A 25,317-nucleotide genomic window follows, 5' to 3' on the forward strand; every position below is an offset into this window, starting at 1 on the left:
AGCGACACGGAACAGGCCTCTGTCTGACGGCCCCTTCCCCATTCTATGACACTGGGTCACCCTTGTTCGGAGGTTCACTCTAGTTGAAGCTGGACGTTCTGAGGAATTCGGCAAGCCGCTCCGTTTGAGGTTTCAAGAACATCTCCTTTGGATCACCCTGTTCGCAAATAACACCCTGGTTCATGAAGATGACGCGCGACGACACTTCGTAGGCAAACCGCATTTCATGCGTGACCAGCAGCATGGTCATGCCGTCTGCCGCCAGACCCTTGATGACCTGCAAGACTTCGCCAACCAATTCGGGATCAAGCGCCGAGGTCACTTCATCGAACAGCATGAGCCGCGGCGACATCGCGATCGCGCGGGCGATTGCCACGCGTTGCTGCTGCCCACCGGAAAGCTGACCGGGATAATGATTGGTGCGTGCCGATAGTCCGACACGATCCAGCCAGCGCTCGGCGATCCCCCGCGCTTCGGCCTTCGGCATCTTTTTGACCTTGATCAACCCCAGCATGACATTCTGGGCTGCGGTCATGTGCGGAAAGAGATTGAACTGCTGAAAGGCCATCCCCGTGAGCGCGCGCTGACGAGCGATCTCCTTCTCGCTCTTTCGCCGACGCGTCGATCCCTCGACATGATAGCCGATCTCCTCGCCATCGAGGCTGATCGTGCCCCCCTGGAATTCTTCCAGCATGTTCACGCAGCGAAGCATCGTCGTCTTGCCGGAACCGGACGAACCAATGATAGAAATGACCTCGCCTTCTTCCACGGAGCAGTCTACGCCTTTGAGAACCTCGTGCTGCCCGTAGGTCTTACGCAGGCCCTTGATTTCAAGCATTGTCTTGGCCATCTCGCGGCCTCCTCAGGATGGTAGGGTGGTCTTGCGCTCGACGAACTTGCCGAAGCGCTCGATACCGAAGTTAACGATGAAATAGAGAGCGCCGGCCAGGAAGTAGAACTGCAGGCTCATGAAGTTGCGGGAGATGATCTCCTGCGTTCGCAGCAGCAGCTCAGCGACCCCGATAACCGACAGCAGTGTCGATGCCTTCACCATTTCCGCCGCCGTGTTGACCCAGGCTGGCAGACATTGGCGCAGCGCTTGCGGCCAAAGGACGGAAGTAAACGTCTGCGGGAATGTCAACCCGATCGCTTTTGCCGCTTCCGTCTGTCCCTTCGGGATTGCCTGTAGGGCGCCGCGCACGATCTCCCCCACATGCGACGAGCAGAAGATCGCCAGCGCCAGAACGCCTGCCGAAAAAGGTCCGAGCTCGATGCCGACCGCGCTTGAGACGTAGTAGCTGGCGAGAACGAGTACCAAAACGGGCGTTCCCCGGATGACGTCGGTATAGGCTCGCACGATCAGTCGCAGCAGGCCGCCTCCGTAAACCAGCGCGAGGCCGACGAAAACGCCGAGAATGGAACCGGCAAGAATGGCGAGGAAGGAAATCGACACCGTCATCGCAATCCCGTTCAGGATGACGTAGCGGGCGATCCAAAGTTGTTCGAGAAACGTGTGGGACATCGGCTTACCTCGGCAATGCCAGACGCCGCTCGACGACACGCATCACGGCGGCAATGAGGAAACAGGTCACGACATAGAGGGCGGAGGTAACCATCCAGGTCTCGATGACGCGGAAGCTTTCGACGTTGATCTTGCGCGCCGCAAAGGTCAGTTCGGGCACGGCAATCGTCGCCGCAAGCGAGGTATCCTTGAACAGGGAGATAATGGTCGACGACAGCGACGGGAGAACGTTGCGGATCATCAGGGGCGCTATGATTGACGTGCGTATCTGCATCGACGTCAAGCCGATCGCCAGCCCGGCTTCGGTCAGTCCCTTTGGTATCGATAGCAAACCGGCGCGGAATACTTCTGCGAGGTAAGCTCCCGAATAGAGCGAGAGGACCAGGACAAAGCTCTTTATCTTGTCTAACCGGAAGCCCATCTGCGGCAAGGCAAAGAACACGAACAGGACGAGCACGAGGATGGGAAGATTGCGAATTACGGTAACATAGATTCGCGCCGGCGCGACCACGGCACGGTTCTTGGACAGCAGTGCGAAGGCAACGAACAAACCGAGGATAGCCCCGATCAAGATCGAGATCACCGCCAGGCCGAGGCTCAGCATCAAGCCGCTAAGAAGGAAATCGAAGTTGCGCCAGACGGCAGCGAAGTTCAGTGTATAACCCATGGCAGGCCGCCCTTTAAAGGAGGAAGCGGGAAAGCCCCGCCCCCTCGAGCCAGTTACTTATATTCGACCGGGAAGCCAATTTGCGGCGGCGCCAGATCCTTGCCGAACCAGGTTTTGAACGACTTGGCATAGGCATCGAATTCAACGCCCGTCATGGCTTCATGAAGAGCGGTGTTGACGAAATTCAGCCAATCCTGGTCGCCGCGCTTGACGCCGCATGCGTAAGTCTGCGGGTTCCAGCCGTAGCCGGCATCCTTATATTTCCCCGGGTTCTGGGTCATGTACCAAGCCAGCGACGACTGGTCGGTGGCAACAGCGTCCGCGCGACCGGACTCTAGTGCCTGGTAGATGAGATCGACGGAGTCGTACTGGTCGACGGTTGCATTCGGGAGCGCCGCGTGAACCATCGATTCTGCGTAGACGTTCTGCAGGACGGAGATCGTGACAGATGACCCGGCAGTCTTCAGCGCCGCATAGTCGGCATATTTGCCGTCCGCCTTGAGCATGAGCCCAACGCCTTCTCGATAATATGGGATCGTAAAGGCAATCTGTTGCGCGCGCTCACCGGTGACGGTCATGAACTGGCAGGTGATATCGACCTTGTCTGTCGTGATATTCGGAATGCGAGCGTCAGACGATTGGTTGACATACTCGATCTTGTCAGGGTCGCCGAAGAGAGCCTTGGCGATGATGTGGCCCATATCGACATCGAAACCCTGAAGTTTGTCATCGGCGCTCTTGAAGTGCCAGGGCGCATTTGTACTGCCCGTCCCCATAACGAGGTGGCCGCGGGCAAGCACCTCATCGAGCTTACTTCCTGCGGCGAAAACTGGGCTGGAAAGAATTGTAGTTGCGGCCAGCGCGATCAGGCCGATCCGAAAAGAAGACGTCATGGCGTTCCCCTGATGTGACATTTGTTCTGTCCAATATTTCGGACATATGTCCGCTGTTTTGGATTCACTCAGAAGGTGGCATTGTTGACGTCTTGTCAAGCCATCTCGCAAAAGAACTCGAGCCGTTCAGGAAATTGCGCCCTTGAGACAGGATCCCGACGCACCATGCCGTGATGGGTGACGCTATGGCCGGACCCAACTTTTGGGTGAATCGTGGAGCTGGATGTGGAATTCCATGGGCGCCATGCAGAGGGTCCAGTTCATCTGATATTTTGGCATCACCAGCCCCAGAACTGAACGGTCCTGTAGCAACGTCTTCCCGAACGCCCCATGTTGCGCTTCAGAGCGCACAATCTTTGAGAGAAAAAGCGGATGCGTATCGGAGACATCCGAGCTCTTTGCTCCTTCCCGGATTTCAGAGCGAACATCTTTCCGAAGCCGGACGGAAAACCGTCAGGCTTTCCTTCTCTCTTTTTTAAGGACTAGGTCGTGCCCGTTTCCACGTGCAGATGCCGCATCAAAATTGTGATTTGAAACATCAGTAAGCATACGCTAAATTTCTAACATCAGAGCTTATGAAGCATAAGTGATGGTTCCGCCATGATCACCGCCGCTCAGATGCGGGCCGCCAGAGCCCTTCTTGGTATAGATCAGCGCCAGCTCGCCGAATTGGCGGGCATATCCGTTCCGACAATCCAACGCATGGAGGCAAGCGCCGATGTCGTGCGCGGCAATGTCGATTCCCTGATGCGGCTGCTAGCGGCCCTAAACGAAGCCGGCATAGAGGTGATCAACGAGGGCGCCGTCAGCCAGGATGGAGGGCGCGGCGTGAGGCTGAAGGCCAGGCGGCCGGAACATGGGGCACCCGGCACGTACGGGCGAGGAACGGGATCTCGCTCATGACCGCCCTATCCGCGATCCTGTCATGCTCGGCCTTCCTGCTCGCAACTGCAATCTTTGCGGCCTTCATCGCCCGGTCGAAACAGGCGATAAAGTTCATTTATGGTCTGAGCTTCGGTCTGTCGGCAATCGCTTTTGCCATAGCGGTCGACGCACTCGCCACGGCGACCTCTCCCGACGCCGCATCCTCGCTCGTGCTTCCCATCGGCCTGCCGTGGCTTGGCAGTCATTTCCGTCTGGACGCGCTATCCGCCTTCTTTCTGACGGTCGTCAATTTCGGCGGCATGCTTTCGAGCCTGTATGCCCTCGGTTATGGCCGCCACGAGCACGCGCCGCACCGAGTGCTGCCGTTCTTTCCGGCCTTTATCGCCGGCATGAGCCTCGTTATCCTCGCGGACGACGCCTTCACCTTCCTGATGTCCTGGGAGTTCATGTCGCTCGCCTCCTGGGCGCTCGTGATCTCCCATCATCGGGATACCAACAACCGGAAAGCCGGATATCTCTACATCGTCATGGCGAGCTTCGGCACGCTTACCCTTTTGCTCGCCTTCGGTCTGCTTGCCGGACCGGATGGCAACTACAGTTTCGCCTCCATGCAAGCCGCCGAACACGCACCATTGACCTCAGGCCTGGTGCTCGCCTTGCTGCTGGTCGGCGCCGGATCAAAGGCTGGATTGGTGCCGCTACACGTCTGGTTACCGCGTGCGCATCCGGCTGCCCCCAGTCATGTCTCCGCGCTCATGAGTGGCGTCATGACCAAGGTCGCGGTCTACGGCTTCATCCGTGTTGTCTTTGATCTGCTCGGCACGCCGACCTGGTGGTTCGGCATCGTCGTTCTGGCCATCGGCGGCATCACTGCAGTTCTCGGCATACTGCACGCGCTGATGGAAAGCGATCTCAAGCGTCTGCTCGCCTATAGCACCATTGAAAATATCGGCGTCATCTTCGTCAGCCTCGGCCTGGCGCTTGCCTTCAAGGCGAACGGCATGGGGCTGGCTGCGGCCCTGGCACTGACGGCCGCACTATTCCATGTCCTCAACCACTCATTCTTCAAGAGCCTGCTTTTCTTTGGCGCCGGAGCCGTGCTGACGGCGACCGGGGAACGGGACATGGAAAAACTCGGCGGGCTCATCCATCGTATGCCGGTAACGGCCGTGGTCTTTCTTGTCGGCTGCATCGCAATCTCGGCTCTTCCGCCTTTCAATGGTTTCGTTTCCGAATGGCTGACATTTCAGGCCGTCCTGCAGAGCCCTGCCCTGCCTCAGTGGGGATTGAAGCTTCTGGTGCCAGCGGTGGGCGGCCTGCTCGCCCTTGCCGCTGCCCTTGCTGCTGCCTGTTTCGTCAAGGTCTTCGGCGTGACGTTTCTCGGTCGCCCCCGCACCGGGTTGGCAGAACGGGCAACGGAGGTCGACGGTTTCTCGCTTTCCGCCATGTCGGCGCTGGCTTTCCTCTGCCTTGCCGCCGGCGTGCTGCCGGGGATCGTCATCGACTCACTCGCGCCGGTGACGCTCTCGCTGATCGGTCAGCGCATGCCGGCGCAAACCGACATTCCATGGCTGTCGATCGTACCGATCGCCGAAGCCCGCAGCTCCTATAACGGCTTGCTCGTTTTCCTCTTCATTCTCTTTTCGGCGTCGCTCACCGCCTATCTCGTCCACCGTTTTGGCTCGAGACGCATCCGCCGGGCGCCAGCCTGGGATTGCGGCTTCCCGATAAGCGATCCGGCAACGCAATATACCGCCAGCAGTTTCGCTCAGCCTATCCGGCGCGTCTTCGGCACGCTGATCTTTCGCGCGCGCGATCGGGTCACCATGCCGCCACCCGGCGATATCAGGCCGGCGCGGTTCACGCTGGAAATGCATGATCATGTCTGGGAAGGTGTCTATCTGCCCATCGTCGGCGCGGTCGGCTTTGCGGCCGAAAAACTAAATTACCTGCAATTCCTGACCATCCGGCGATACCTGAGCCTGGTCTTTCTCACGCTCGTCCTCCTGCTTTTGGCACTGGCGTTATGGTCATGATATCAGCCCTCTTCGTCCAAGCCCTCCAGATGTCGATCGTCGTGCTGCTGGCGCCGCTGCTGACGGGCCTCGTGCGCCTTTTCAAGGCGCGGCTGCTGCGCCGCCGTGGCCCCTCCCCGATTCAGCCCTATCGCGACCTCATCCGGCTTCTGCGCAAGGAAGCGGTGGTTGCGGAAAACGCGTCCTGGCTGTTTAGAACCGCACCTTACCTGATCTTTGCCGCCACATGGGTGGCGGCGGCCCTCATCCCGACCTTCGCCACCGGCCTCCTCTTCAGCTGGACCGCGGATCTGATCGCCATCATCGCATTGCTTGGAAGCGCGCGCTTCTTCCTGGCGCTTGCCGGTATGGATGTGGGCACCAGCTTCGGCGGCATCGGCTCGAGCCGCGAGGTGATGATTGCGACGCTTGCTGAGCCTTCGATGCTGCTCATCATCTTCACGCTTGCCCTGGTCGCCGGCTCGACACAGCTTTCCTCAATCGCCGCCTTCATGACCTCGCCGCAGGTCGGGCTGCGGGTCTCGCTGGCGATTGCTCTCATTGCTCTCATCATGGTCGCCGTTGCCGAAAATGCCCGCATTCCGGTCGACAACCCCGCGACCCATCTGGAATTGACCATGGTGCACGAAGCCATGGTGCTCGAATATTCCGGGCGGCACCTTGCCATGATCGAGCTTGCCGCATCGCTCAAGCTGCTGCTCTATATTTCGTTGATCGCCTGCCTTTTCGTTCCCTGGAAACTTGTCGCCTTCGGAGCCGGGCCGCTTGCCTACTTAGTGGGACTGGCCGCCTATCTCGCCAAGCTTGCTGCATGCGGAGCCTTGCTGGCACTCTTCGAAACCGCAACGGCCAAGATGCGCGTGTTTCGCGTGCCGGATTTCCTCGGCGCAGCGCTGATGCTCGGCCTGCTGGCGGCGCTGTTGCGCTTCGTGTCGAGGGGGCTCTGATGACCGGTTCGGTCTTCGACATCGCTCACATGCTCGCTGGCGGCCTGGTGCTTGTCAGCATGATGATGCTCTATCAGGATCGTCTTTATGCTCTGCTGAACGTCTTTGCGCTTCATTCGCTGGTGCTGACACTATCGGTCGCCTGGCAAGCCGTCATCCAGGATGCACCGCATCTCTTCGTGACGGCGGCGATCGCTCTCATTTTCAAGGCGATCATCATTCCTGTCGTGCTGCACCGCATGATCCGTCAACTCGGCATCCACCGCGAGATCGAGACCGTCGTCGGCATCGGCCCCACCATGCTCGCCGGCTTGGGGCTGGTGGCGCTGGCCACGGTGGTCATGTTGCGGGTGACCCCGTCGGCGGATCCGATCGCTAGGGAAGATCTCGCCTTCGCCCTGTCGGTTTTGCTGCTGGGACTGCTGATCATGGTTACGCGCCGCAATGCCGTCAGTCAGGTCGTCGGCTTCATGTCACTGGAAAACGGATTGGTGCTGGCGGCGACCGGCGCCAAGGGCATGCCGCTGGTGGTGGAGATCAGCGTCGCCTTTTCGATCCTGATCGCCTTCATCGTCATCGGCGTCTTCCTGTTCCGCATCCGCGAGCGTTTCGATACGGTCGATGTCCGGGCACTGGACGACTTCAAGGGGAGGAGGCGGAAATGAGCGCCCTCTCCCCCTCCATTCTCGGCTTCGATGCGGTCACAGCCGTCCTTGTCATTCCGATCACTGCGGCCGCCCTTCTGGCATTGCTGCCCGGCTACCGCATGACGGCGCGGCTGAACGTTGTCGCGAGCCTTTTGACGCTGCTTGCGGCGCTTTCGCTCTTTTTCAGCGCCAGGCCACCGCCGGGCCGATATCTGCTCGTAGACGATCTCAACATCATCTTCATCGTCCTGAATGCGTTCGTCGGCTTCACCACCAGCGTCTTCAGCGCCGATTACATCGCCCATGAACTGGAGATCGGCCGCCTGACACCCGCCAACCTGCGATTCTACCATGCCATGTACCAGATCATGATGTTCGGCATGAACCTCGCATTCGTGTCGAACAATATCGGCCTGATGTGGGTGGCGGTGGAATTGGCGACGCTGACCACCGTGCTGATGGTCGGCATCTACCGTACCCACGAGGCATTGGAAGCTGCCTGGAAATATTTCATTCTTGGAAGCGTCGGTATCGCTTTTGCGCTGTTCGGCACCATTCTCGTCTATCTCGCTGCGCAGGCGGTTGTCGGCACCGGCTATGACGCCATGGTCTGGACGACATTGGTAGAACATGCCGCCGGCTTCGACCCGGCTCTTCTCAACCTCGCCTTTATCTTCCTGCTGCTCGGCTATGGCACCAAGGTCGGACTGGCACCGCTTCATGCCTGGTTGCCGGACGCCCATGCAGAAGGGCCGACACCGATCTCGGCAGTACTTTCCGGCCTGCTGCTCAACGTCGCGCTCTATGCCGTGTTGCGTTTCAAGATATTGCTTGCCGCCACGCCGGAGGCCATCAGCCCCGGGCCGCTTATGATGACGATGGGGCTCATCTCGCTGATCTTTGCCGCCTTCATGCTCTACCGCCGACGCGACATCAAACGCCTGTTCGCCTACTCCTCCATAGAACATATGGGCATCATCGTCTTTGCCTTCGGGCTCGGCGGCTCGCTCGCCAATTTTGCCGGCCTGCTGCATATGGTCATGCATTCGCTGACCAAATCGGCGATCTTCTTCGCTGTCGGGCATATCGCCCAGATCAAGGGGACGCAGAGGCTTTCCGCCATTCGCGGCCTTACCGAGACGCATCCGGGGCTCGGCTGGGGCTTGCTGGCAGGCGTAATCGCCATCGCCGGCCTGCCGCCGGCCGGCATCTTCATGAGTGAGTTCCTCATCGTCAGTTCGACCTTCGCAAAGCAGCCGTTGCTCGCCATCCCGCTGGTATTTGGCCTGCTGGTGGCATTCGGAGCTCTATTGCTGCGATTGACGGGAGCCATTTTCGGTCAGCCGCGCGGCAGTCTCGCCCCGGCCGAAGCATCATACCTGCCGATGTTCCTGCATCTGGCGCTGGTGCTGGCGGCTGGAATTTACCTGCCGCCCCAGATGGTTACCTGGTTTCAGCATATCGCCAATCTTCTTCGATGAAGCGAGGCCGGATTATGTCGATGTTAGATGATCTCATACGCAACAGTCGTCCAGTTTCGCATCACAAGCCCTGGCCGCGCGCCGTTGTCGATTCTTCCACCTGGATCTCGGCTGCGTCGAGATTGTCAGAGGGACAATTGACGATGCTTGGCCTGTGGGGTGAGCGCGGCGCCGTGCACTTGGCGCTGCTCGACGAACAAACCGGCATGGTCGCGGTCCTCAGCCTCGAGGAATTGCAGAGCGGTTATCCCTCCATCGCGCAATACCACCCGCCGGCACTGCGCCTGGAACGAGCGCTCCATGACCTGACGGGATTGGTGCCGGAGGGCCTCCCGGATAATAGGCCGTGGCTCGACCATGGCCGCTGGGATCTGCGCTTTCCGCTCGGAGAGTGCAGTGCGCCTGCCTCCGAGCTCTCCTACGCCTTTCTGCCCACCGACGGAGAGAGCTTGCATCAAATTCCGGTCGGACCGGTGCATGCCGGGATCATCGAGCCTGGGCATTTTCGCTTCACGGCCAATGGTGAAACCGTCGTTCGCCTCGAGGAGCGGCTCGGCTACGTCCACAAGGGGATCGAGGCGTTGATGATAGGCGGCGATCTGGCTCACGGGCTGCGGCTTGCCGGGCGGACATCTGGCGACAGCTGCGTCGCCTATGCCTATGCCTTTTCGCGCGCGGTGGAAGCAGCCCTTGGGCTTGAAGTGCTGCAACGCGCCGTTTGGCTGCGCGCACTGATGGCCGAGCTGGAGCGGCTCGCCAACCATCTGGGCGATATTGGCGCCATCTGCAATGATGCAGCCTTCGCGCTGATGCTCGCCCATTGCGCCGTGTTGCGTGAACATGTGTTGCGCGCGGCTGAGGCCGCTTTCGGGCACCGGCTGATGCGCGACCGTATCGTGCCCGGCGGCGTTGCGGTTGATCTCGACAGCAAAGGAATGACCAGTCTACGGGCCTTGCATGTCGAACTCCGCCGGAAATTTCCCGCGCTCGTGGAACTCTACGATAACACGGCCTCGCTTCAAGACCGGACGGTCGGTACGGGCACAGTGGAGAGTGGACTTGCCGGCCAGTATGGCGCCGGCGGTTATGTCGGTCGGGCAGCGGGCCGTGGCTTCGACATCAGGCGTAACCTTGCCTATCCGCCGTATGACGAACTGAGCTTCGACGTCCCGCTGCTTCGCGACGGTGACGTGAACGCCCGGATATGGATCCGCATCCGCGAAGTTGAACAGAGCCTGTTGCTCATGGAGCAGATTCTCGACCGGCTGCCGGATGGCCCGATCCTTGCGGACGTTCCAACTGTCAATGAAACGCGGGAGGGCGTGGCGCTTGTGGAAGGGTTCCGCGGTGATGTCCTGGCATGGCTGCGGCTGACGCCCGCGGGCAAGATCGAACGTTGCCATCTGCGCGACCCGTCCTGGTTTCAGTGGCCGCTGCTGGAGGCTGCGATCAAGGACAATATCGTCGCCGACTTTCCGCTCTGCAACAAGTCGTTCAACTGCTCATATTCGGGGCACGATCTGTAGAGGCAAGAGACCATGCGCAAGCTCCTGTTCGAAAGCCTGATCCGTCCGCCTTTGACGGAACCCGCACCGGTCAGCGCGGATGCGGCGGCGGAAGAGCTCGCGGCTGCCGTTGACAGGAGAGCGCGGCGCAGGCTCGGTCGCAGCCTGGCGATCCGCTTCGTCGATGCCGGATCGTGCAACGGATGCGAACTCGAAACACAGGCTCTCGGCAACGCCTTCTACGATATCGAGCGGTTCGGCATGCGGTTCGTGGCCTCGCCTCGCCACGCCGATGTGCTGATGGTCACCGGTCCCGTGACGAAGAACATGGCGGAAGCTCTCGAGCGGACATATAATGCCATGCCGGATCCCAAATGGGTCGTTGCGCTGGGTGACTGTGCGCGCGATGGCGGTTGCTTCGCCGGGAGCTACGCCGTGGTCGGCGGTGTGTCAAAGATCGTGCCGGTCGACGTGCATATTTCCGGCTGCCCGCCGTCCCCGACGGACATTCTGAAGGGTTTGCTGGCAGTGCTCGATCACGTAAGCGAGGGAACCGGCTAGTTCGACGGCAAAGTTCAATGGCTGGACGTCTACAGACAGTTATTCCGACAATCGTTGCCGCGGGGATGGCGGTATATCGCTTCTTTGCGACAGCCGGTAGCGGGGAGTTGTCCCGAAGACGGCGGCGCCTCGTGGCCCTGAGCGCCGCTCACACGGACCCTGCCATCTGCGCTGCTATCGACGCTGTCGAAAAGATCTTTGTCCGAGACTTTAACTGGTGTCTTCGGCGGGTATCGTATCCTCAGGAGAGCGGCTTGGATGCCCGCGCCGAGATCCTTAAGGACGGGTGGTCAACCGGTCGTTTTCTGCCGATGCAGATCAGGCTGATGTCGTCTGGCACGGACGACAGCGGCAACTACCTTCATCAGGTCGAAAGGCACTGCCTGGATTACTGGGCATCCCATTCCCTTTCGGTTTGCGTGTTCCTGTTCGACCCCGATCGGGGTGACGTTCTGTGGCAGTGGGTTCAGAGGGAACCATACGATGCATTCGGACAAGAGCCGTTGCTCGCCATTCCGGCATCCAACACACTGGATGCATCGGCTCGATTGGGTTTCGAGGAAAGCATCTCATCGGATCAGCAAAGATTGTTGCGTTCGGCATTTGCGGTCGATCGCGCCTTGATGGAAAGAATTGGCGAACAGACGGCAATATTCATTTGGGACGAGTGGGTCGATTCCTCTCCAGTCTTCGGCAATTTGCGCATCATTCTGGACGAAGGTGAACCGGAGATGCGGATCGATTATCGCATTCGGGCACGTGATCTTCATGAGTTGATGATCCAGCTCTTCCCTTGGGCATGCTATTCCTACGTCGAGCCGATCAAGGAATATTCCGGCGAGGTGGCGGTCCATGTGCTGGAGGTCGAGGTTCGACCGGAAGCCTTGGCTTATCTGGAAGCGGAAGAGTTTCTGGAAGCAGGCTACCCCGAAGAGCCGGATCCGCCATCATTGGAAACAGACGATTATATCACCGCCGAGGAGGAGGCTGCCTTTTGGCGAAGGCGAGGAGTGGTGCGCGGCTCCGATGAGCGAGATGACTGACTGAGATGCAATGAAGACGGCATCGCGGCAAACCGAGCCAACGATAGCCATCGGCCGGCATTTCTCAACCGGAGACATCGTCACGCCGGCGACAACGCGATATCGAGTGCGAGAGATTACAGTCATTGCAAGAAAGGGCGTATTTATTGCGTTGCCTCCGCTTAGCCGGGTCAGTACCAACCGGAGGTCAAATCGAAACAGCTTTCAACAGACTAGAGCATGTCCTGCGCTCGATGCATCGATTGTGAGGTGGCGACGCACGCCGAAGCGCATCTCAATATATGAAGCCGAAGATCACCGCTTTCCCGGCTCCCAATAACAATCAAGACCCGGCAGAGCCTGTAATCGCAGCCGCCTCCGGAACGTGACCACCTTCCAGGCCACGCACTCCTGAATATCCCATATAAAGAGCGATCACGAGCATCAGGATGCCCGAGGCGTAAGGCGCTCTCCGGGCAAAGGTGTTGAAGCCCGACCAACGCTTCTGGACATGGCGCACGCTGAGCGAGGCCAGAACTCCGGCTGACACCATCGTCACCGCAAGTCCAATACTGAAACAGACGACCAGGACCGCGCCGAGCGACAACTGCTTGAGCTGAAGGCAGAGCAGCAGAACCGTGATCGCGGCCGGGCAAGGAACAAGGCCACCCGTCAGACCGAACAGAATGATCTGCCAATTGGTCACGTTGCGATCCTTGAAGCGACGGGCGATGTCATTGGCATGGGCGCGCTCATGGGCGTCCATGTACTCGCCATCGCCTCCGAGATTGAGGCCTTCGTGATGGTGGCCATGTTCGTCGAACATCAGTTCATAGTCATGGGTATGATCGCCGTGACCCAAACTGACGGTTGCCTTGAACTCATGCGGCTCAGGAATCTCGACGAGGCTCTCAAGATATCCTCCCCTGTCGGCGAAGACGAAAGCCTGGCGTGCACCATCGGCGCGCTCCGTGACGATCGTCACATCCCTTGCATGCCAGCCATGACCCGTTTCGAACCGAATACGGAAACGTGGCGGCACACCATCCTCGAACACTTCCAGTGCCATCACACCGTGACCCGTATCGATCTTGCGAACCTCTTCGCCGTGATCGTGGGCATGATCGTGGTGATGGTGATGATCGTGGCCAGCTTCGTTCCGCTGCTCGCGCCAGGTGCGCCAGAGCATCCACGCGGCAATGCCGATGACGATGACCGCCGACGCGATCTGGAAATATGGTTCCGTCGTCTCGGCATCCATCCCTCGGCCGAGATATTGCCCCCCGAGCGCAACGACCCAGACGACCAGCGTGTGCGAGATGGCGGCGGCAAGTCCGAGCATAATTGCCTGGGCGACCGTGCCGCGAATGGCGATGATGAACGCAGCCATCATGGTCTTGGAATGACCCGGCTCCAGCCCGTGCAGGGCTCCGAGGAGGATGGCGGTGGGGATGAACAGCCAGGCGTGCGCGGCGCCTTGCTGCAGGAGATCTGCGAGAGATGACATGGGGGCAAACTTTCGACGGGCAACTTCTTCATATACCATAGGGGGGTATATTAACTATTGTCAACTTTGAAATTCTATGCCTTCCTGTGCTAGGCGATAGGATCAAGGTTCGAACTCGCCGCCATAAGGAGTGCCCGTATGACCCACACCGTTCGCGAAAAGCAGAAACTCATCAACCGCGTGCGCCGCATTCGCGGGCAGATGGAAGGTGTCGAACGGATGCTGGAGGAGGAAAAAGGTTGCGCGGAAGTCATGCAGGTGATCGCCGGCGTCCGTGGGGCGGTCAACGGGTTGATGGCCGAGGTCATCGAGGATCATATCCTGATGCATGTCGCAGCAGCGGAACTATCGCAAGAGGAGCGCGACGAAGGTGCGGCCGAGTTGATCGACGTGCTCCGCGCCTACCTGAAATAGGAAGCTTCATGTCGTCGGTGTATCCCAAGGAAGTCGCAAAAGGTCGGTCGATCCTGCTCCTGCCCGCACTCAGTTCGATTTCGACGTAACTGGAAATGACCCCGCCGCGGGCAGCGCCTAAGTTGGGGTTCAAGGCAGCCCCTGCCGGCTGGTCCGGATTTGGAACAGAGCCACAATCACGGATCAACTGGCCTCCGGATATACTCTGCCAGTCCCTCAATGAAACGCTGGGCCGTCTGAAGCCGACTGTTGTCGTCGCTGCGGGCCATGCCGCCTACGCAGCGCGTGAACTTTCCTCCCGCGATACCGACGTCGAATGCCTTGTCTCTGTCGCGCCGACCTGGCGGGACCGGAGGCAACTCGCTTCAGGCACAGATTTGACCATAACGATCAGGCTATGCTATCGCACACAGAAAATGTAACGGCCGTAACAGAGTGGAGAAACGGCTTGGGTCAATGGATCTTGCTGACCTATAAGGTGCCCGCCGAGCCTGCTGCGCGCAGGGTCGCCCTATGGCGGCGCCTTAAGGGACTGGGCGCGATCTACCTTCAGAACGGGGTTTGTCTCCTGCCCCGCACAGACGAGAACCTTCGACGGCTGAAGATGTCGGAGCTGGACATCTCCGAGATGGGTGGAGAGTCCGTGCTGCTGGACTCGGCACCTCTCGATGACGCTCAGCTCAACAAGGTGATCGAACGCTTCAATGCAGACCGCGATGAACTCTATCGGGAGTTTATCGGACGCTGCGACGACTTCGAGGCGGAAATCGCGAAGGAAATATCCAAGCAGAAGTTCACATATGCCGAGCTCGAAGAAGAAGACACAGACCTGAGGAAGCTTCAGGAATGGTTCGAGCGGATCAGGAAGCTCGATTTTTACGACGCACAATTGGCAACCTCAGCTGCCGAGAAGCTCAAAGCCTGCGAGACACTGCTGGACGATTATGCGCGCCAGGTTTTTGAAGCCAACGAAGAAAACAAGGGCGCCTGAACAAGATGCGCCGAAAGGGCCTGCCGATGGTCGATGTCACAGGAAAGAGCGGGCGGTCGACGCCAACGATACCGGGAGGTGTTTGGGCACTGGGCTTCGTCTCGCTCTTCATGGACGTCTCCTCCGAGATGATCCACGCCCTGCTCCCTGTCTACATGGTCACCGTTCTTGGAGCATCGACGCTCTCCGTCGGTATCATCGAAGGCATCGCGGAAGCGACCGCGGCGATCACGAAGGTGTTCTCCGGAGCCATCAGCGATTGGCTCGGCAAGCGAAAGCTGCTGGTCCTGCTGGGATACGGGATGGCCGCACTGACCAAGCCGATTTTTCCGATTGCGCCGTCGATCGGCTGGCTGGTTGCGGCGCGTTTCATCGACCGTATCGGCAAGGGTATTCGCGGTGCGCCGCGGGATGCCTTGATCGCGGATATATCTCCACCGGAAGTTCGCGGCGCAAGCTTCGGACTGCGACAGTCCCTGGACACGGTCGGTGCCTTTCTCGGCCCGGCGCTCGCGCTGTTTCTCATGTGGTGGACATCCGATCAGTTCGCCACGGTTTTCTGGGTTGCGGTTATTCCAGCCTTCGTAGCGGTCGGCCTCATCCTTTTCGTCGTCAAGGAACCGCCAAAAGCGCCGAGCGACAAGGGCGCGAAATTTCCGTTGCGAAAAGCAGATCTCTTGCGTCTTCCAGGCACATACTGGCTTGTAACGGGTGTTGCAGCGATCTTCACGCTTGCCCGGTTCAGCGAGGCTTTTCTGCTGCTCGATGCCCAACGGTTCAATATGCCCGTCATGCTGGTTCCGCTGGTGCTGATCGGCATGAATTTCGTCTACTCGCTATCTGCGTATCCGGTTGGAGCCCTTGCCGACCGTGTTGGCCGTGTCACGTTGCTATTGATCGGTGTCGGCCTTCTGATTGCAGCAGATCTGACGCTCGCTTTCGTTCCAGGGCTACCGGGGCTGGTTCTTGGCGTTTTGCTCTGGGGTCTGCACATGGGCTTCACGCAAGGAATCTTTGCAACGCTGGTCGCGGACGCCTCTCCAAGCGATCTGAGGGGAACAGCCTTCGGAGTCTTCAATCTCGTTTCCGGAATTGCCCTGCTATGCGCCAGCATCCTTGCCGGCGGACTATGGGAATGGATCGGGCCTGACAGCACCTTCGTCGCTGGCGCTGCTTTCGCCTCCATTGCGGGTTTGATCCTGCTCGCCTTTAAGGAACGCTTCAAGAGGGCTTGAAGCGCCCACCGTCGTCCTCACTCGCTTCGGCGCTTCAGGCAGGTGTCAGCCGACTGAGGCATCCCCTTGTGAGATGATAGGAGACCAGATGTACGAACTCGACGCCGCTATCACCGGATGGATCAACAGCTTGTCCGGAAACAGCCTTGTGGATCATGTCCTGATCGCGATCTCCAACATCGGTGTTCCATTGCTCATCCTTGCGGTCGCCGCTCAATGGTGGAGCGGCTCAGAGCGGGCAAATACGCGCCACGTCCTGGTCGCGGCTGGATTGACCTTCCTGATAGGGCTCGGAATCAACCAGATCATCCTGCTCTTCGATCATCGCATCCGCCCATATGATGCTGGGATCACTCGGCTTCTGATCGAGCGCAGCAGCGATCCTTCGTTCCCTTCGGATCACGCAACGGCGAGCTTTGCGATAGCCGCGGCCTTCCTTATCCACAAGCTGCCGAAGCGTGGGCTCTTCTTCCTGATGTCAGCAATTCTGGTGTCTTTTTCGCGCGTCTATATCGGCACACATTACGTCAGCGACGTCATGGGCGGCGCGCTGACGGCGCTTGTCGCGGCGATCCTGGTCAAAACCCTCTACAAACCGGAAACGCGTGTCGATCGCTTCATCACCAGCATTCTCTAAGCGCACAATATCGGTCCCGGGAATTTGCACGTTGCGAATTCCGACAGCACGCCAGGATCCAACAAGAAAGTACAGGCTTCGTTGGCGACCACCCGCGCGAGAGATTGCCTGAGAGCAATCCGAGACGGTCACGAATGCTAAAGGCTCACCTTGTCCAAAGCCGACCTCAGACCTCGAGCCAGCTTGCCCACATCGTCGTTTGCCCAGAAATGTATGAAGAACAGCCGAGGTTCGTCGTCGAGCATGTGATTGTGGATGGCGGTAACCTCGATGCCGCCTTCCCGCAACGCCCGCAACACCGCATTGACTTCCGAAGCAATCAGCGCGAAATCACCCGTGATCGCCGCCTTGCCATTGCCGGTCGGCTGGAAGTTGATGGCGATCGAAGAGCCCATCGCTTCGGGCACATCCGTGCCGTCGTCCTTGATCGCCTCGGCTCGAGGGAAGCTCATCTGGTAAACGCCGCCATTCACCTTGCCCTTGTGGCGAAGGGTTTCATCGATAAGGGCGGTGTCGAGCTCAATCGCAGCCGGGGAAACACTACCCTGCGTATCCGAAAGCGGCGTTCCGCTCTCCTGCAACGCCGCGTGCAGGATCGTTGCGAGCTTGATCGCATCTCCATGTCCGAGGACATGCATGTACATGGTCGCAGGGTCGGAACGCAGCAGATGATTGTGAAGAGCGGTGACGTCGATCCCGCTTTCGATCAGCTTCATCATCACCGGGTTGACCTCCGGCTGCGTCAGGACGAGATCGCCCATCACCATGGCATCGTGGTCGCCCATCGGCTTGAATGCAAGCCAGGAGCCGAGTGCGAACGCCGGCTTGAGCTGCACACCGTCCAACATGACCTTTAGATCCGAGCGCGGCAGCCCGACACGATAGACTCCGCCAGCCACCTGCGCGCCGGTTCGACCGAGCGCCTTGCCAACCGCCACCCAATCGGGGTCGGCATGGGCCGACGTAACGAGGATCGATAGCAGGATTGCAATGATGGCTGCTGCTCTTCGCATCATCTTGCTCCTTCTTGAATGCCCCCTGCATCTGGTTGAGATCAAGCCGCGGGCGGCTTCAGACCGGGCGGCCAGCTATGCGTTTCCGCCTTGCGCCGCGAGGCCCAGGCATAGAGCGCGTCATAGATCACGAAGCCATGCTTCAGCACCTCGTGATCATTGGGGGTCAGGTCCCGGAGGCCCATGGAGATCGCGAGCAACCCTGCCGATTGCGGCGTGAGGTCATGTCGATCGGTATCGGCTCCACGAACGATCGTGGCGATCGTTGTGATTGCCGGATCGCTGTCGAGACCATGTTTCGCAACGAAGGCATCAAAACTGCATCCCTCGCCCACATGGGTATATTCGACGTCAGGTACATCGTACGGAATGGCGCCCGTCTCCTGGGCCACCCGGAGCACCTGGTCGGGCGATACGAACAGGAAGTCCGGTTCCTTGTCGATGAACCTCGCGATCAACCAGGGACAGGCAATGCGGTCGATGACCGGGCGTTCACGAGTAACCCATTTCATGGATTTGTCCTCCTTTAATGGTTTTCAGCAGTTGCGAATGGGACCGTCGAGGCGCCGATCGCGTGCCAGGCGGCAATTCCGCCGGAGAGCCCCTGCACATTCAGGCCTCGGCGGCGCAGCTCGGCCACGGCATCACCACTGACCTGGAAACCGTAGACACAGTAGACGATGATCGGCTTGTCTTTGGGCAGTTCGTCGGCCCAGCCTTCGATCGTCTCCGGAGGCATGACAATCGCACCCGGCAGCATGTCGCTCCGCTTCGGCAGGTCCTCGGCAAGACAGACATCAAGCACGACGATGTCTTCCTGCCTCTGGAGGCGTGTCAGCAGATCCTCCGGCGCAATATCCTGTTCGTGCGCCGTGGTTTCGTCCGGTGTGATGTCGGGCAATCGCGCGGTCATCCGCCGGAAGCGGTTGGCGACGCGTTCCCAATGGATGTTCCGCATGAAGGCGTCGACATAGGCGCCCGCCTTGGCCCCGAAATCGATGTGGTAGGCGTGCTCGTACATGTCGAGCGCCAGGATGGGGATGCTGCCGGCCAGGCAATTGGTGTGATCCTGTCCCCATTGGATCATCAGGCGGTGATGTCGTTCCGACCAGACGAGCAAGGTCCATCCCGACCCGCCCGCCTGCGCCTTCGCGCAAGCCGAGAATTTCGAGCGCCATCCGGCGACACTGCCGAAATCGCGCTCCAGCGCAGCGGCCAGGTCTCCGGCCGCATCCCCCGATCCACCGAGACCGTCGAAATAGATCTCGTGGAGAATGGCGGAGTTCGCCGCGATAAGCTCCTCGCGCTTGAGCCCATTGATATCGAAGACGGGGGCGGAGCTCCAATCGAGCTCGTCGAGCCGTCTCTCGATCGCATTCAGGCGGCGCACGGCGCCTCCGTAGTTGTTCTCATAGTGACTCGCCAGCAGCCGCTCGGAAAGACCATCGAGCCGCGGCGGTTTGAAAGGGAGCGGCATGATCCGGTGCATGGTGCCCTCGCTAGGTAAACACAACGGCCTCGACGCTACGCCTGAATCAAAAATGATACAAGTGTTGCATTTTAAAGTTTTGATGATACGGTTTGCATATGAGCACTGATGCCTTACCCGCCGAGCGCCGCTGGCTGCTTTTGATTCATCAACTGCCAAGCAAGCCGGCCTACTTCCGGGTGAAGGTCTGGCGACGCCTGCAGCGTATCGGCGCCGTCGCCGTCAAGAGCACGGTCTACGCGTTGCCTGCGAACGCGGAGACACAGGAAGATTTCGAATGGTTGCTCAAGGAGATTGTTGAGGGCGGCGGTGAGGCCATGGTGTGCGAGGCACGTTTGATCGACGGCCTGACCGACGCGCAGGCGCACGCCCTGTTCGATGCGGCCCGCGATGAAGACTACGGAACGATTGCCACCGAGGCACGCACGCTTTCCGCCCGACTGGAAGCTGCAGGCGCGGCCATTGTGGACATCGCGGAGATCCGCTCACAGACCAATCGCCTGCGCAAGCGTCTCGCAGAAATCGCTGTGATCGACTTCTTCGGAGCGACGGGCCGGCTGTCGGCGGAGGGCCTGATTGCGGAACTGGAGCAAGCGCTCGCAGAGGACAAGGACATGGTCGAAGAACAGCCCGCGACGCAATCTCTCACATCAGCCGATCTGAAGCGGCGCATCTGGGTCACGCGCAAGGGCGTGCATGTCGACCGGATTGCCTGTAGTTGGCTCATTCGCCGCTTCATCGATCCGGATGCCGCCATCCACTTTGCACCCGGCAAGGGATACGTCCCCGATCCGGGCGAAATCCGCTTCGACATGTTCGAGGGCGAGATCACACACGAGGGCGATCGCTGCAGCTTCGAAGTCCTCCTCACCAAGGCTGGCATCGCAGATCCCGCACTGCAGGCAATCGCCGAGATTGTCCATGACATCGATCTGAAGGATGCAAAATTCGGTCGCGAGGAAACGATGGGCATCGCCAGCCTAATCACTGGCATCTGCGCCGCCAACCCGCAGGACGAACAGCGTATCCTCCATGGCGGGCCGGTCTTCGACAATCTCTACCAGTATTTCCGCGCAAGGCGCGGCTGAGACAAGGAGGCGCATGCCATGAGCAAGATTGAAAACCTCCCCGCCTCCCCCTCTCCGCATACTGGCGCGCCATCCCACGGTATTCCATTTGGCGAAGCGGTCCGCGTCTGGGCACGCGTGGCTGCCTTGAGCTTTGGAGGTCCCGCCGGCCAGATCGCGGTCATGCACCGCATCATCGTCGAGGAGAAGCGCTGGATCGGCGAGAACCGCTTTCTTCAGGCGCTGAACTATTGCCACCTTCTACCCGGACCGGAGGCCCAGCAGCTCGCGATCTATATCGGCTGGCTTCTGCACAAGACCAAGGGCGGCCTCGTCGCCGGCATTCTCTTCGTAGTTCCCGGTCTCATCGCCATCATGGCGCTTAGCTGGATCTACGCCATCTTCGGCAATGTCGGAGCGGTTCAGGCGCTGTTCTTCGGGCTGAAGGCGGCAGTGCTGGCGATCGTCGTCGAAGCGGTGCTCCGGATCGGCCGACGTGCCTTGAGAAATAACGTTTTGAGAGGACTGGCAGGTGCAGCCTTCGTGGCACTGGCATTCTTTCACATTCCGTTCCCACTCGTGGTGCTTGTGGCCGCCATTATTGGCTATCTCGGCAATCGCGCCGGATGGGCGGCGTTCTCGCCTGGCGGAAACCATGCCAAGGTCGGCGGGAAACAGGTCGCCGATGCGGACACCGCGCTTGGTGAGGAAACACCGGCGCACGCGCGGCCGTCTTTTGGCTGGTCACTCAGGGTCGCTGGAATCTGCCTTCTGCTATGGCTCGCCCCTACGCTCATCTTGTGGGCCGTATTCGGGTCTGGAAATATCTTCACGAATATCGGCTTTTTCTTTTCGAAGACGGCCGCCGTATCGTTTGGCGGCGCCTATGCCGTCCTGTCCTACGTCGCCCAGCAGGCGGTCGACCATTACAATTGGCTCAAACCCGGAGAAATGCTCGATGGTCTCGGCATGGCCGAGACGACACCAGGGCCGTTGATCATGGTCACGCAATTCGTCGGTTTCATGGGCGCCTATCGCGCACCCGGCTCGCTCAATCCCTTGCTTGCCGCCACACTTGGCGGATTGCTGACCACTTGGGTGACCTTCGTCCCCTGCTTCCTCTGGATCTTTCTCGGCGCACCGTTCATCGAGAGCCTGAGGAGCAACAAGGCTTTGTCGGCGGCACTTTCAGCCATTACCGCTGCCATTGTCGGGGTGATCCTGAACCTGGCAGTGTGGTTCGCGCTGCATGTCCTGTTTTCTCAAACATACCCGATCCATGGGTTCGGGATCAGCTTTGACGCGCCGGTCCTAAGCTCGCTGAATATCGCCTCCTTCGCGCTGACGCTCGGTGCGATGGTCGCGGTGTTCCGTTTCAAGGTCGGCATGCTCACGACGCTTGCAACCTGCTCGATCCTTGGGCTCGTCTACGGCGTCGTCATGGGATGGGTCTAGCAATCGGAGTTGCCCGGAGGAGCGATCTGTATGCGAACAAGTTGACGAGAATTTCCGCTCCGCGAAAATGCGGCTCGTTTCCTTTGCTGACCTTTCTGCTGGAAAGTTTATGCCGGCGCTTGATCGTCACCACCCGCGACCTGTTCGATGTGCGGGATCTTCTGGTTCAGGAAGGCGTTCAATGCGAGGTTCGCCTTAGGCCGAAATTCGACCACATACATTTAAATCGATTTTAAAAAATCAAGATATGAAGCTAATCGATTTTAATTTGTTCATTAAAAAATTCTTGTTGCAGCGCGAAGAAAATCGTCCCTAACTCCCTTACGCTATTTTTGTCCGCTGTAGGAAACGCGCAATGACAATTTCATTTCCGCTTACAGACAATCGTACTGTTGATGAGCTGTTGAAGCATCTCAACGCGCATAAGCTGTTCTATCCCGGAAACTGCGCCATCACGGTCAATCCCCTCGCAGCGCACGTTTCATCGTGCCTTTCATATGCTCTCAGCACCGCTCGGACAGCCTGGTAGGCGCAAGGCTCTTCGGTCGAGACATTTTTGCCCCGAATTGCGCATCAGAGACTTACGTTCGAACAACGTCTGAGGATTTGGACCTCGGGGCAGTTTTCTTAGCGCGCGCATTGGCTTGAGCGCTCGCTGAAAATTGTTTGAATTCCATACGGCGTTACTCATCTGGCGTGGGAAAAGTGCGACCTTTGCCGAGTATCTCGGAGAAGATTTTTGATCCGCGATTGTCGAAAAGAGGAACCTTCGTTCGTCTTTTCGACAAGGACACCGGAGGCAAAACCAGATGAAGTTGTATTTCAGCAGAAACCCCAATCCGCGCCTTGCAGTTGCCGTTGCGCGGTTCCTAAAAACAGATGTCGCGTTCGAGTTCGCTGCACCGATGGCTCCGGGACAATCGGAGCGATATCTGCCGCTCAACCCCAATCTTCTTTTGCCAATTTTGGAGCACTCCGGTCGAACGCTTTGGGAATGTGATGCGATCGCCTGCTGGCTATCCAGACATGCCGGCTCGAACTTCTGGAGAACCGACGGCGAAGAGCCGGACATGATCCGCTGGATCAGTTGGGCGAAGGAGAATTTCATGAAGGCGTGTGACACCGTTCATTGGGAGCGTGGCACGAAACTGCGCTACAATATAGGGCCGTGTGACGACATGATGGTTGCGGAGGGTTTAAGACAATTCAACAGGGCGGCAGTTATTCTTGAAAGTGAGCTGTCCAATCAGTCGTGGATCCTCGGCGAGACGATCTCGTTCGCCGATTTTCGCATGGCGACGTTCTTGCCCTTCAACGACGCGGCGCGCCTCCCGATAGAGGATTATCCAGCCATAAGACGCTGGTCTGATCGATTGAACCAGATCGAAGCCTGGCGCGATCCGTTTCGCGGATTGGATGCACCTTGTTTGCCGCCAATTCCCGACTGAAACAGCTCTACCGGGCAAATGATGACGCAAAACGTGCAAGCCTCCCGGGAGATATGTCGGAGTGGAAAGCTAGGGTTCCACTTCGACGGATAGAGCGCTGAAGGTTTTGGGCTTGAATACGGCAAGCGCCATCAGTCTGCTTCCCACCTGATTGTCACGCTCGACAGACCGCTTATTCGATTTCATCGACGCAACAGGGGCGAGCCGATTGTCGGACACGTAAGGGGTAAGATTTCGCTGCCGCGGGCGAGCATTGTTTACCACGTGTCCCCGTTCAAAATCGCCGATCATTTGGCGCAATAGATTAACAGTGCATAATATTAAAAATATAAAGAATAGGCGACAAAAGCGATAAGATTTGCTATGTTTGCGGCAGCCGGTTGTGGCTTGATTTGTAGATAAAAATTCGCCGAACGTCTTTGCACCACCAGCCGGTACCCGGTGTAAGAGGACAGATGTTATGGTGGCATTCCATATCATGGCTGGTGCGAGCGGCGAATTTGTGCGCCCCGAAGTGCGCAAGATAACCGTCGCGGATCTTATGGACGCACTGAGATTGGGGCTTGATGATTTCGCAGAGAAGCCATCACATTACGTTTTTCTCTGTCTTATGTATCCGATCACAGGCGTTTTCCTCATCATGTGGAGTTCCGGCGCTAACCTGCTACCGCTGATTTATCCCTTGATCTCAGGTTTTGCATTGGTTGGCCCGATTGCGGCCCTCGGCCTTTATGAAATCAGTCGACGCCGCGAACAGCAATTGGATAGCGCATGGCATCATGCGCTGGAGGTTCGTCACTCTCCGGCGCTGCCATCGATTATAGCGGTAGGTTTCATGCTGTTTGCGCTTTTCATCGCTTGGTTAGTTGTCGCACAGCGCATCTACACCGTAACTTTCGGCGAAGCCGGTCTGACCTCAGTCTTCACTTTCCTGTCAGATGTGCTGACGACCCCTCGAGGTGCCTCCCTTATGCTTTGGGGGAACCTGGCCGGTTTCGCGTTCGCAATAATTGTGTTGGCGACGACGGTGGTGACCTTCCCGCTGCTGCTGGACCGGGATGTCGGCGCAATCGCAGCCGTAAATGCTAGCATACGTGCCACGCTTGCCAATCCAGGGCCTGTTGCACTTTGGGGATTGATCGTCGCCGCGCTGCTTGTCGTCGGCACAATCCCGATTTTTGTCGGCCTTGCGGTCGTCATGCCCATCCTCGGGCATTCGACCTGGCACTTATATCGGAAATTGATTGCCGCCTATCCGAACCGCATGCCTTGAATTCAAAAAAGGAAACTTGTCCCCGAGGATCATCCTCCAAGCCGTTACGACCTGTCCGCTGGGAGTCGCGTCGTTTGGAATAGCGATGAAGAGAATGAGGATTGCCATGTCTTACGGTTTTCTTCCGATCTGCCTGCTTCTTGCCACTGCTGTCCCGCTTGACGCTCTCGCGCAGGAGGGCGATGCGGCCGCAGGGGCTATTGTTTTCAAGAAATGTGCCATTTGCCATATAGCCGAAACAGACCAGAACAAGATCGGCCCCTCGCTGAACGGTCTATTCGGCAGAACGGCTGGAACACATCCGAACTTTGCCTACTCGCCGGCAATGCAGCAGGCAGGCAAAGACGGCCTCGTTTGGAGTGAGACATCGCTCCGCGACTATTTGCACGATCCCAAGGTGAAGGTGAAAGGCACGAAAATGACCTTCCCGGGGCTTAAGGACGATACAGAAATTACCAATCTGATCGCCTATCTGAAGCAGTACTCCAAATAGCGAGATGCACGATGTGGACGAGCTGCTTTTTGGGCCGCCGGTTGGATCGGCGGGGGTTCGGTTCAATGATAGACGCCGCTGACCCGGTCTTCGGCGTTGAGATGCCCCTTGCGGTTTGCCGGGATGAAT

The 25,317-nt window shown here is 58.7% G+C and carries 25 protein-coding genes; 17 read left to right on the plus strand and 8 right to left on the minus strand.

The window, feature by feature from the left end; genetic code table 11:
* Positions 1–79: 79 nt before the first annotated feature.
* From GGD46_RS20935 to GGD46_RS20950, 4 genes are read right to left on the minus strand one after another with little or no spacing between them, the layout of a single operon-like run.
* Entirely contained in the window at positions 80–850 is a 771-nt protein-coding gene (locus tag GGD46_RS20935) for an amino acid ABC transporter ATP-binding protein (protein WP_184707472.1), read from the minus strand.
* A gap of 12 nt (positions 851–862) precedes the next feature.
* The gene (locus GGD46_RS20940; RefSeq protein ID WP_184707474.1) at positions 863–1,522 is read right to left on the minus strand and encodes an amino acid ABC transporter permease; all 660 of its coding nucleotides are present in this window, start codon (positions 1,520–1,522) and stop codon (positions 863–865) included.
* Between the two features lie 4 nt (positions 1,523–1,526).
* On the minus strand, positions 1,527–2,189 hold the full coding sequence (locus GGD46_RS20945) for an amino acid ABC transporter permease (RefSeq protein ID WP_184707476.1): 663 nt from the start codon (positions 2,187–2,189) through the stop codon (positions 1,527–1,529).
* Positions 2,190–2,242: 53 nt separating this feature from the next.
* A complete protein-coding gene (locus tag GGD46_RS20950; protein WP_184707478.1) occupies positions 2,243–3,082 on the minus strand; it encodes a transporter substrate-binding domain-containing protein in 840 nt (279 codons plus the stop codon).
* A 600-nt stretch (positions 3,083–3,682) separates the two neighbouring features.
* Between GGD46_RS20950 and GGD46_RS20955 the strand changes: the two genes are divergently transcribed.
* From GGD46_RS20955 to GGD46_RS20990, 8 genes are all read left to right on the plus strand, one after another.
* A complete protein-coding gene (locus GGD46_RS20955; protein WP_184707479.1) occupies positions 3,683–3,985 on the plus strand; it encodes a DNA-binding transcriptional regulator in 303 nt (100 codons plus the stop codon).
* Positions 3,982–6,003 carry a hydrogenase 4 subunit B gene (hyfB, locus tag GGD46_RS20960; protein ID WP_184707481.1) on the plus strand — a complete coding sequence of 674 codons (2,022 nt, stop codon included), beginning with the start codon at positions 3,982–3,984 and terminating at the stop codon, positions 6,001–6,003. The genes GGD46_RS20955 and hyfB overlap by 4 nt, the downstream gene beginning before the upstream one ends.
* A complete protein-coding gene (locus tag GGD46_RS20965) occupies positions 5,994–6,950 on the plus strand; it encodes a respiratory chain complex I subunit 1 family protein (RefSeq protein WP_184707483.1) in 957 nt (318 codons plus the stop codon). The genes hyfB and GGD46_RS20965 overlap by 10 nt, the downstream gene beginning before the upstream one ends.
* Positions 6,950–7,615: a hydrogenase-4 component E gene (locus GGD46_RS20970; RefSeq protein WP_112512487.1), complete on the plus strand. Its 666-nt coding sequence runs from the start codon at positions 6,950–6,952 to the stop codon at positions 7,613–7,615. The genes GGD46_RS20965 and GGD46_RS20970 overlap by 1 nt, the downstream gene beginning before the upstream one ends.
* The gene (locus tag GGD46_RS20975) at positions 7,612–9,078 is read left to right on the plus strand and encodes a hydrogenase 4 subunit F (RefSeq protein WP_184707485.1); all 1,467 of its coding nucleotides are present in this window, start codon (positions 7,612–7,614) and stop codon (positions 9,076–9,078) included. Before GGD46_RS20970 ends, GGD46_RS20975 begins: the two co-directional genes overlap by 4 nt.
* Before the next feature lie 14 nt (positions 9,079–9,092).
* Positions 9,093–10,604, plus strand: coding sequence for an NADH-quinone oxidoreductase subunit C (locus GGD46_RS20980; RefSeq protein ID WP_184707487.1), 1,512 nt, complete (start codon positions 9,093–9,095; stop codon positions 10,602–10,604).
* A gap of 12 nt (positions 10,605–10,616) precedes the next feature.
* Complete coding sequence (locus tag GGD46_RS20985; protein WP_184707489.1) at positions 10,617–11,144, plus strand: NADH-quinone oxidoreductase subunit B family protein; 528 nt, start codon at positions 10,617–10,619, stop codon at positions 11,142–11,144.
* 131 nt (positions 11,145–11,275) lie between these two features.
* Complete coding sequence (locus tag GGD46_RS20990) at positions 11,276–12,187, plus strand: DUF4365 domain-containing protein (protein ID WP_313206325.1); 912 nt, start codon at positions 11,276–11,278, stop codon at positions 12,185–12,187.
* 322 nt (positions 12,188–12,509) lie between these two features.
* Here GGD46_RS20990 and GGD46_RS20995 read toward each other — a convergent pair whose 3' ends face one another.
* Positions 12,510–13,673, minus strand: a complete 1,164-nt coding sequence (locus GGD46_RS20995; RefSeq protein WP_184707493.1) for a nickel/cobalt efflux transporter — start codon at positions 13,671–13,673, stop codon at positions 12,510–12,512.
* A gap of 138 nt (positions 13,674–13,811) precedes the next feature.
* Between GGD46_RS20995 and GGD46_RS21000 the strand changes: the two genes are divergently transcribed.
* The 4 genes from GGD46_RS21000 to GGD46_RS21015 all read left to right on the plus strand — a co-directional run bounded on the left by GGD46_RS21000 (position 13,812) and on the right by GGD46_RS21015 (position 16,950).
* On the plus strand, positions 13,812–14,087 hold the full coding sequence (locus tag GGD46_RS21000; protein ID WP_184707495.1) for a metal/formaldehyde-sensitive transcriptional repressor: 276 nt from the start codon (positions 13,812–13,814) through the stop codon (positions 14,085–14,087).
* A gap of 463 nt (positions 14,088–14,550) precedes the next feature.
* Entirely contained in the window at positions 14,551–15,078 is a 528-nt protein-coding gene (locus tag GGD46_RS21005; protein ID WP_313206326.1) for a Chromate resistance protein ChrB, read from the plus strand.
* A 26-nt stretch (positions 15,079–15,104) separates the two neighbouring features.
* Positions 15,105–16,313: an MFS transporter gene (locus GGD46_RS21010; protein ID WP_184707697.1), complete on the plus strand. Its 1,209-nt coding sequence runs from the start codon at positions 15,105–15,107 to the stop codon at positions 16,311–16,313.
* Between the two features lie 88 nt (positions 16,314–16,401).
* Positions 16,402–16,950, plus strand: a complete 549-nt coding sequence (locus tag GGD46_RS21015; protein ID WP_184707499.1) for a phosphatase PAP2 family protein — start codon at positions 16,402–16,404, stop codon at positions 16,948–16,950.
* Between the two features lie 137 nt (positions 16,951–17,087).
* On the opposite strand, the gene GGD46_RS21020 is transcribed toward GGD46_RS21015, so the two are convergent.
* Genes GGD46_RS21020 through GGD46_RS34420 form a run of 3 tightly spaced genes read right to left on the minus strand, consistent with a single transcriptional unit; the run spans position 17,088 to position 19,452 of the window.
* Complete coding sequence (locus GGD46_RS21020; RefSeq protein WP_409527698.1) at positions 17,088–17,963, minus strand: DUF1259 domain-containing protein; 876 nt, start codon at positions 17,961–17,963, stop codon at positions 17,088–17,090.
* A 41-nt stretch (positions 17,964–18,004) separates the two neighbouring features.
* Entirely contained in the window at positions 18,005–18,475 is a 471-nt protein-coding gene (locus tag GGD46_RS21025; RefSeq protein ID WP_184707503.1) for a chromate resistance protein ChrB domain-containing protein, read from the minus strand.
* A gap of 14 nt (positions 18,476–18,489) precedes the next feature.
* On the minus strand, positions 18,490–19,452 hold the full coding sequence (locus tag GGD46_RS34420) for a Fe-Mn family superoxide dismutase (protein ID WP_184707505.1): 963 nt from the start codon (positions 19,450–19,452) through the stop codon (positions 18,490–18,492).
* A gap of 98 nt (positions 19,453–19,550) precedes the next feature.
* Here GGD46_RS34420 and GGD46_RS21035 point away from each other — a divergent pair, with 98 nt between their 5' ends.
* The 5 genes from GGD46_RS21035 to GGD46_RS21055 all read left to right on the plus strand — a co-directional run bounded on the left by GGD46_RS21035 (position 19,551) and on the right by GGD46_RS21055 (position 25,188).
* On the plus strand, positions 19,551–20,540 hold the full coding sequence (locus GGD46_RS21035) for a chromate resistance protein ChrB domain-containing protein (protein ID WP_184707507.1): 990 nt from the start codon (positions 19,551–19,553) through the stop codon (positions 20,538–20,540).
* Between the two features lie 18 nt (positions 20,541–20,558).
* Entirely contained in the window at positions 20,559–21,974 is a 1,416-nt protein-coding gene (gene chrA / locus GGD46_RS21040) for a chromate efflux transporter (protein WP_184707509.1), read from the plus strand.
* An 809-nt stretch (positions 21,975–22,783) separates the two neighbouring features.
* Positions 22,784–23,422, plus strand: coding sequence for a glutathione S-transferase family protein (locus GGD46_RS21045; RefSeq protein WP_184707511.1), 639 nt, complete (start codon positions 22,784–22,786; stop codon positions 23,420–23,422).
* 460 nt (positions 23,423–23,882) lie between these two features.
* Positions 23,883–24,695 carry a DUF2189 domain-containing protein gene (locus tag GGD46_RS21050; RefSeq protein WP_184707513.1) on the plus strand — a complete coding sequence of 271 codons (813 nt, stop codon included), beginning with the start codon at positions 23,883–23,885 and terminating at the stop codon, positions 24,693–24,695.
* Between the two features lie 106 nt (positions 24,696–24,801).
* On the plus strand, positions 24,802–25,188 hold the full coding sequence (locus GGD46_RS21055; protein WP_184707515.1) for a cytochrome c family protein: 387 nt from the start codon (positions 24,802–24,804) through the stop codon (positions 25,186–25,188).
* Positions 25,189–25,317: the final 129 nt, after the last annotated feature.

Source organism: Martinezella lusitana, assembly GCF_014207095.1.
GTDB lineage: Bacteria > Pseudomonadota > Alphaproteobacteria > Rhizobiales > Rhizobiaceae > Rhizobium > Rhizobium lusitanum_B.

Bases quoted from the DNA above. Each gene is read 5' to 3' on its own strand.
- GGD46_RS20935 (WP_184707472.1), bottom strand. From the start codon at position 850: ATGGCCAAGACAATGCTTGAAATCAAGGGCCTGCGTAAGACCTACGGG.
- GGD46_RS20940 (WP_184707474.1), bottom strand. From the start codon at position 1,522: ATGTCCCACACGTTTCTCGAACAACTTTGGATCGCCCGCTACGTCATC.
- GGD46_RS20945 (WP_184707476.1), bottom strand. From the start codon at position 2,189: ATGGGTTATACACTGAACTTCGCTGCCGTCTGGCGCAACTTCGATTTC.
- GGD46_RS20950 (WP_184707478.1), bottom strand. From the start codon at position 3,082: ATGACGTCTTCTTTTCGGATCGGCCTGATCGCGCTGGCCGCAACTACA.
- GGD46_RS20955 (WP_184707479.1), top strand. From the start codon at position 3,683: ATGATCACCGCCGCTCAGATGCGGGCCGCCAGAGCCCTTCTTGGTATA.
- hyfB (WP_184707481.1), top strand. From the start codon at position 3,982: ATGACCGCCCTATCCGCGATCCTGTCATGCTCGGCCTTCCTGCTCGCA.
- GGD46_RS20965 (WP_184707483.1), top strand. From the start codon at position 5,994: ATGGTCATGATATCAGCCCTCTTCGTCCAAGCCCTCCAGATGTCGATC.
- GGD46_RS20970 (WP_112512487.1), top strand. From the start codon at position 6,950: ATGACCGGTTCGGTCTTCGACATCGCTCACATGCTCGCTGGCGGCCTG.
- GGD46_RS20975 (WP_184707485.1), top strand. From the start codon at position 7,612: ATGAGCGCCCTCTCCCCCTCCATTCTCGGCTTCGATGCGGTCACAGCC.
- GGD46_RS20980 (WP_184707487.1), top strand. From the start codon at position 9,093: ATGTCGATGTTAGATGATCTCATACGCAACAGTCGTCCAGTTTCGCAT.
- GGD46_RS20985 (WP_184707489.1), top strand. From the start codon at position 10,617: ATGCGCAAGCTCCTGTTCGAAAGCCTGATCCGTCCGCCTTTGACGGAA.
- GGD46_RS20995 (WP_184707493.1), bottom strand. From the start codon at position 13,673: ATGTCATCTCTCGCAGATCTCCTGCAGCAAGGCGCCGCGCACGCCTGG.
- GGD46_RS21000 (WP_184707495.1), top strand. From the start codon at position 13,812: ATGACCCACACCGTTCGCGAAAAGCAGAAACTCATCAACCGCGTGCGC.
- GGD46_RS21010 (WP_184707697.1), top strand. From the start codon at position 15,105: ATGGTCGATGTCACAGGAAAGAGCGGGCGGTCGACGCCAACGATACCG.
- GGD46_RS21015 (WP_184707499.1), top strand. From the start codon at position 16,402: ATGTACGAACTCGACGCCGCTATCACCGGATGGATCAACAGCTTGTCC.
- GGD46_RS21020 (WP_409527698.1), bottom strand. From the start codon at position 17,963: ATGCGAAGAGCAGCAGCCATCATTGCAATCCTGCTATCGATCCTCGTT.
- GGD46_RS21025 (WP_184707503.1), bottom strand. From the start codon at position 18,475: ATGAAATGGGTTACTCGTGAACGCCCGGTCATCGACCGCATTGCCTGT.
- GGD46_RS34420 (WP_184707505.1), bottom strand. From the start codon at position 19,452: ATGCACCGGATCATGCCGCTCCCTTTCAAACCGCCGCGGCTCGATGGT.
- GGD46_RS21035 (WP_184707507.1), top strand. From the start codon at position 19,551: ATGAGCACTGATGCCTTACCCGCCGAGCGCCGCTGGCTGCTTTTGATT.
- chrA (WP_184707509.1), top strand. From the start codon at position 20,559: ATGAGCAAGATTGAAAACCTCCCCGCCTCCCCCTCTCCGCATACTGGC.
- GGD46_RS21045 (WP_184707511.1), top strand. From the start codon at position 22,784: ATGAAGTTGTATTTCAGCAGAAACCCCAATCCGCGCCTTGCAGTTGCC.
- GGD46_RS21050 (WP_184707513.1), top strand. From the start codon at position 23,883: ATGGTGGCATTCCATATCATGGCTGGTGCGAGCGGCGAATTTGTGCGC.
- GGD46_RS21055 (WP_184707515.1), top strand. From the start codon at position 24,802: ATGTCTTACGGTTTTCTTCCGATCTGCCTGCTTCTTGCCACTGCTGTC.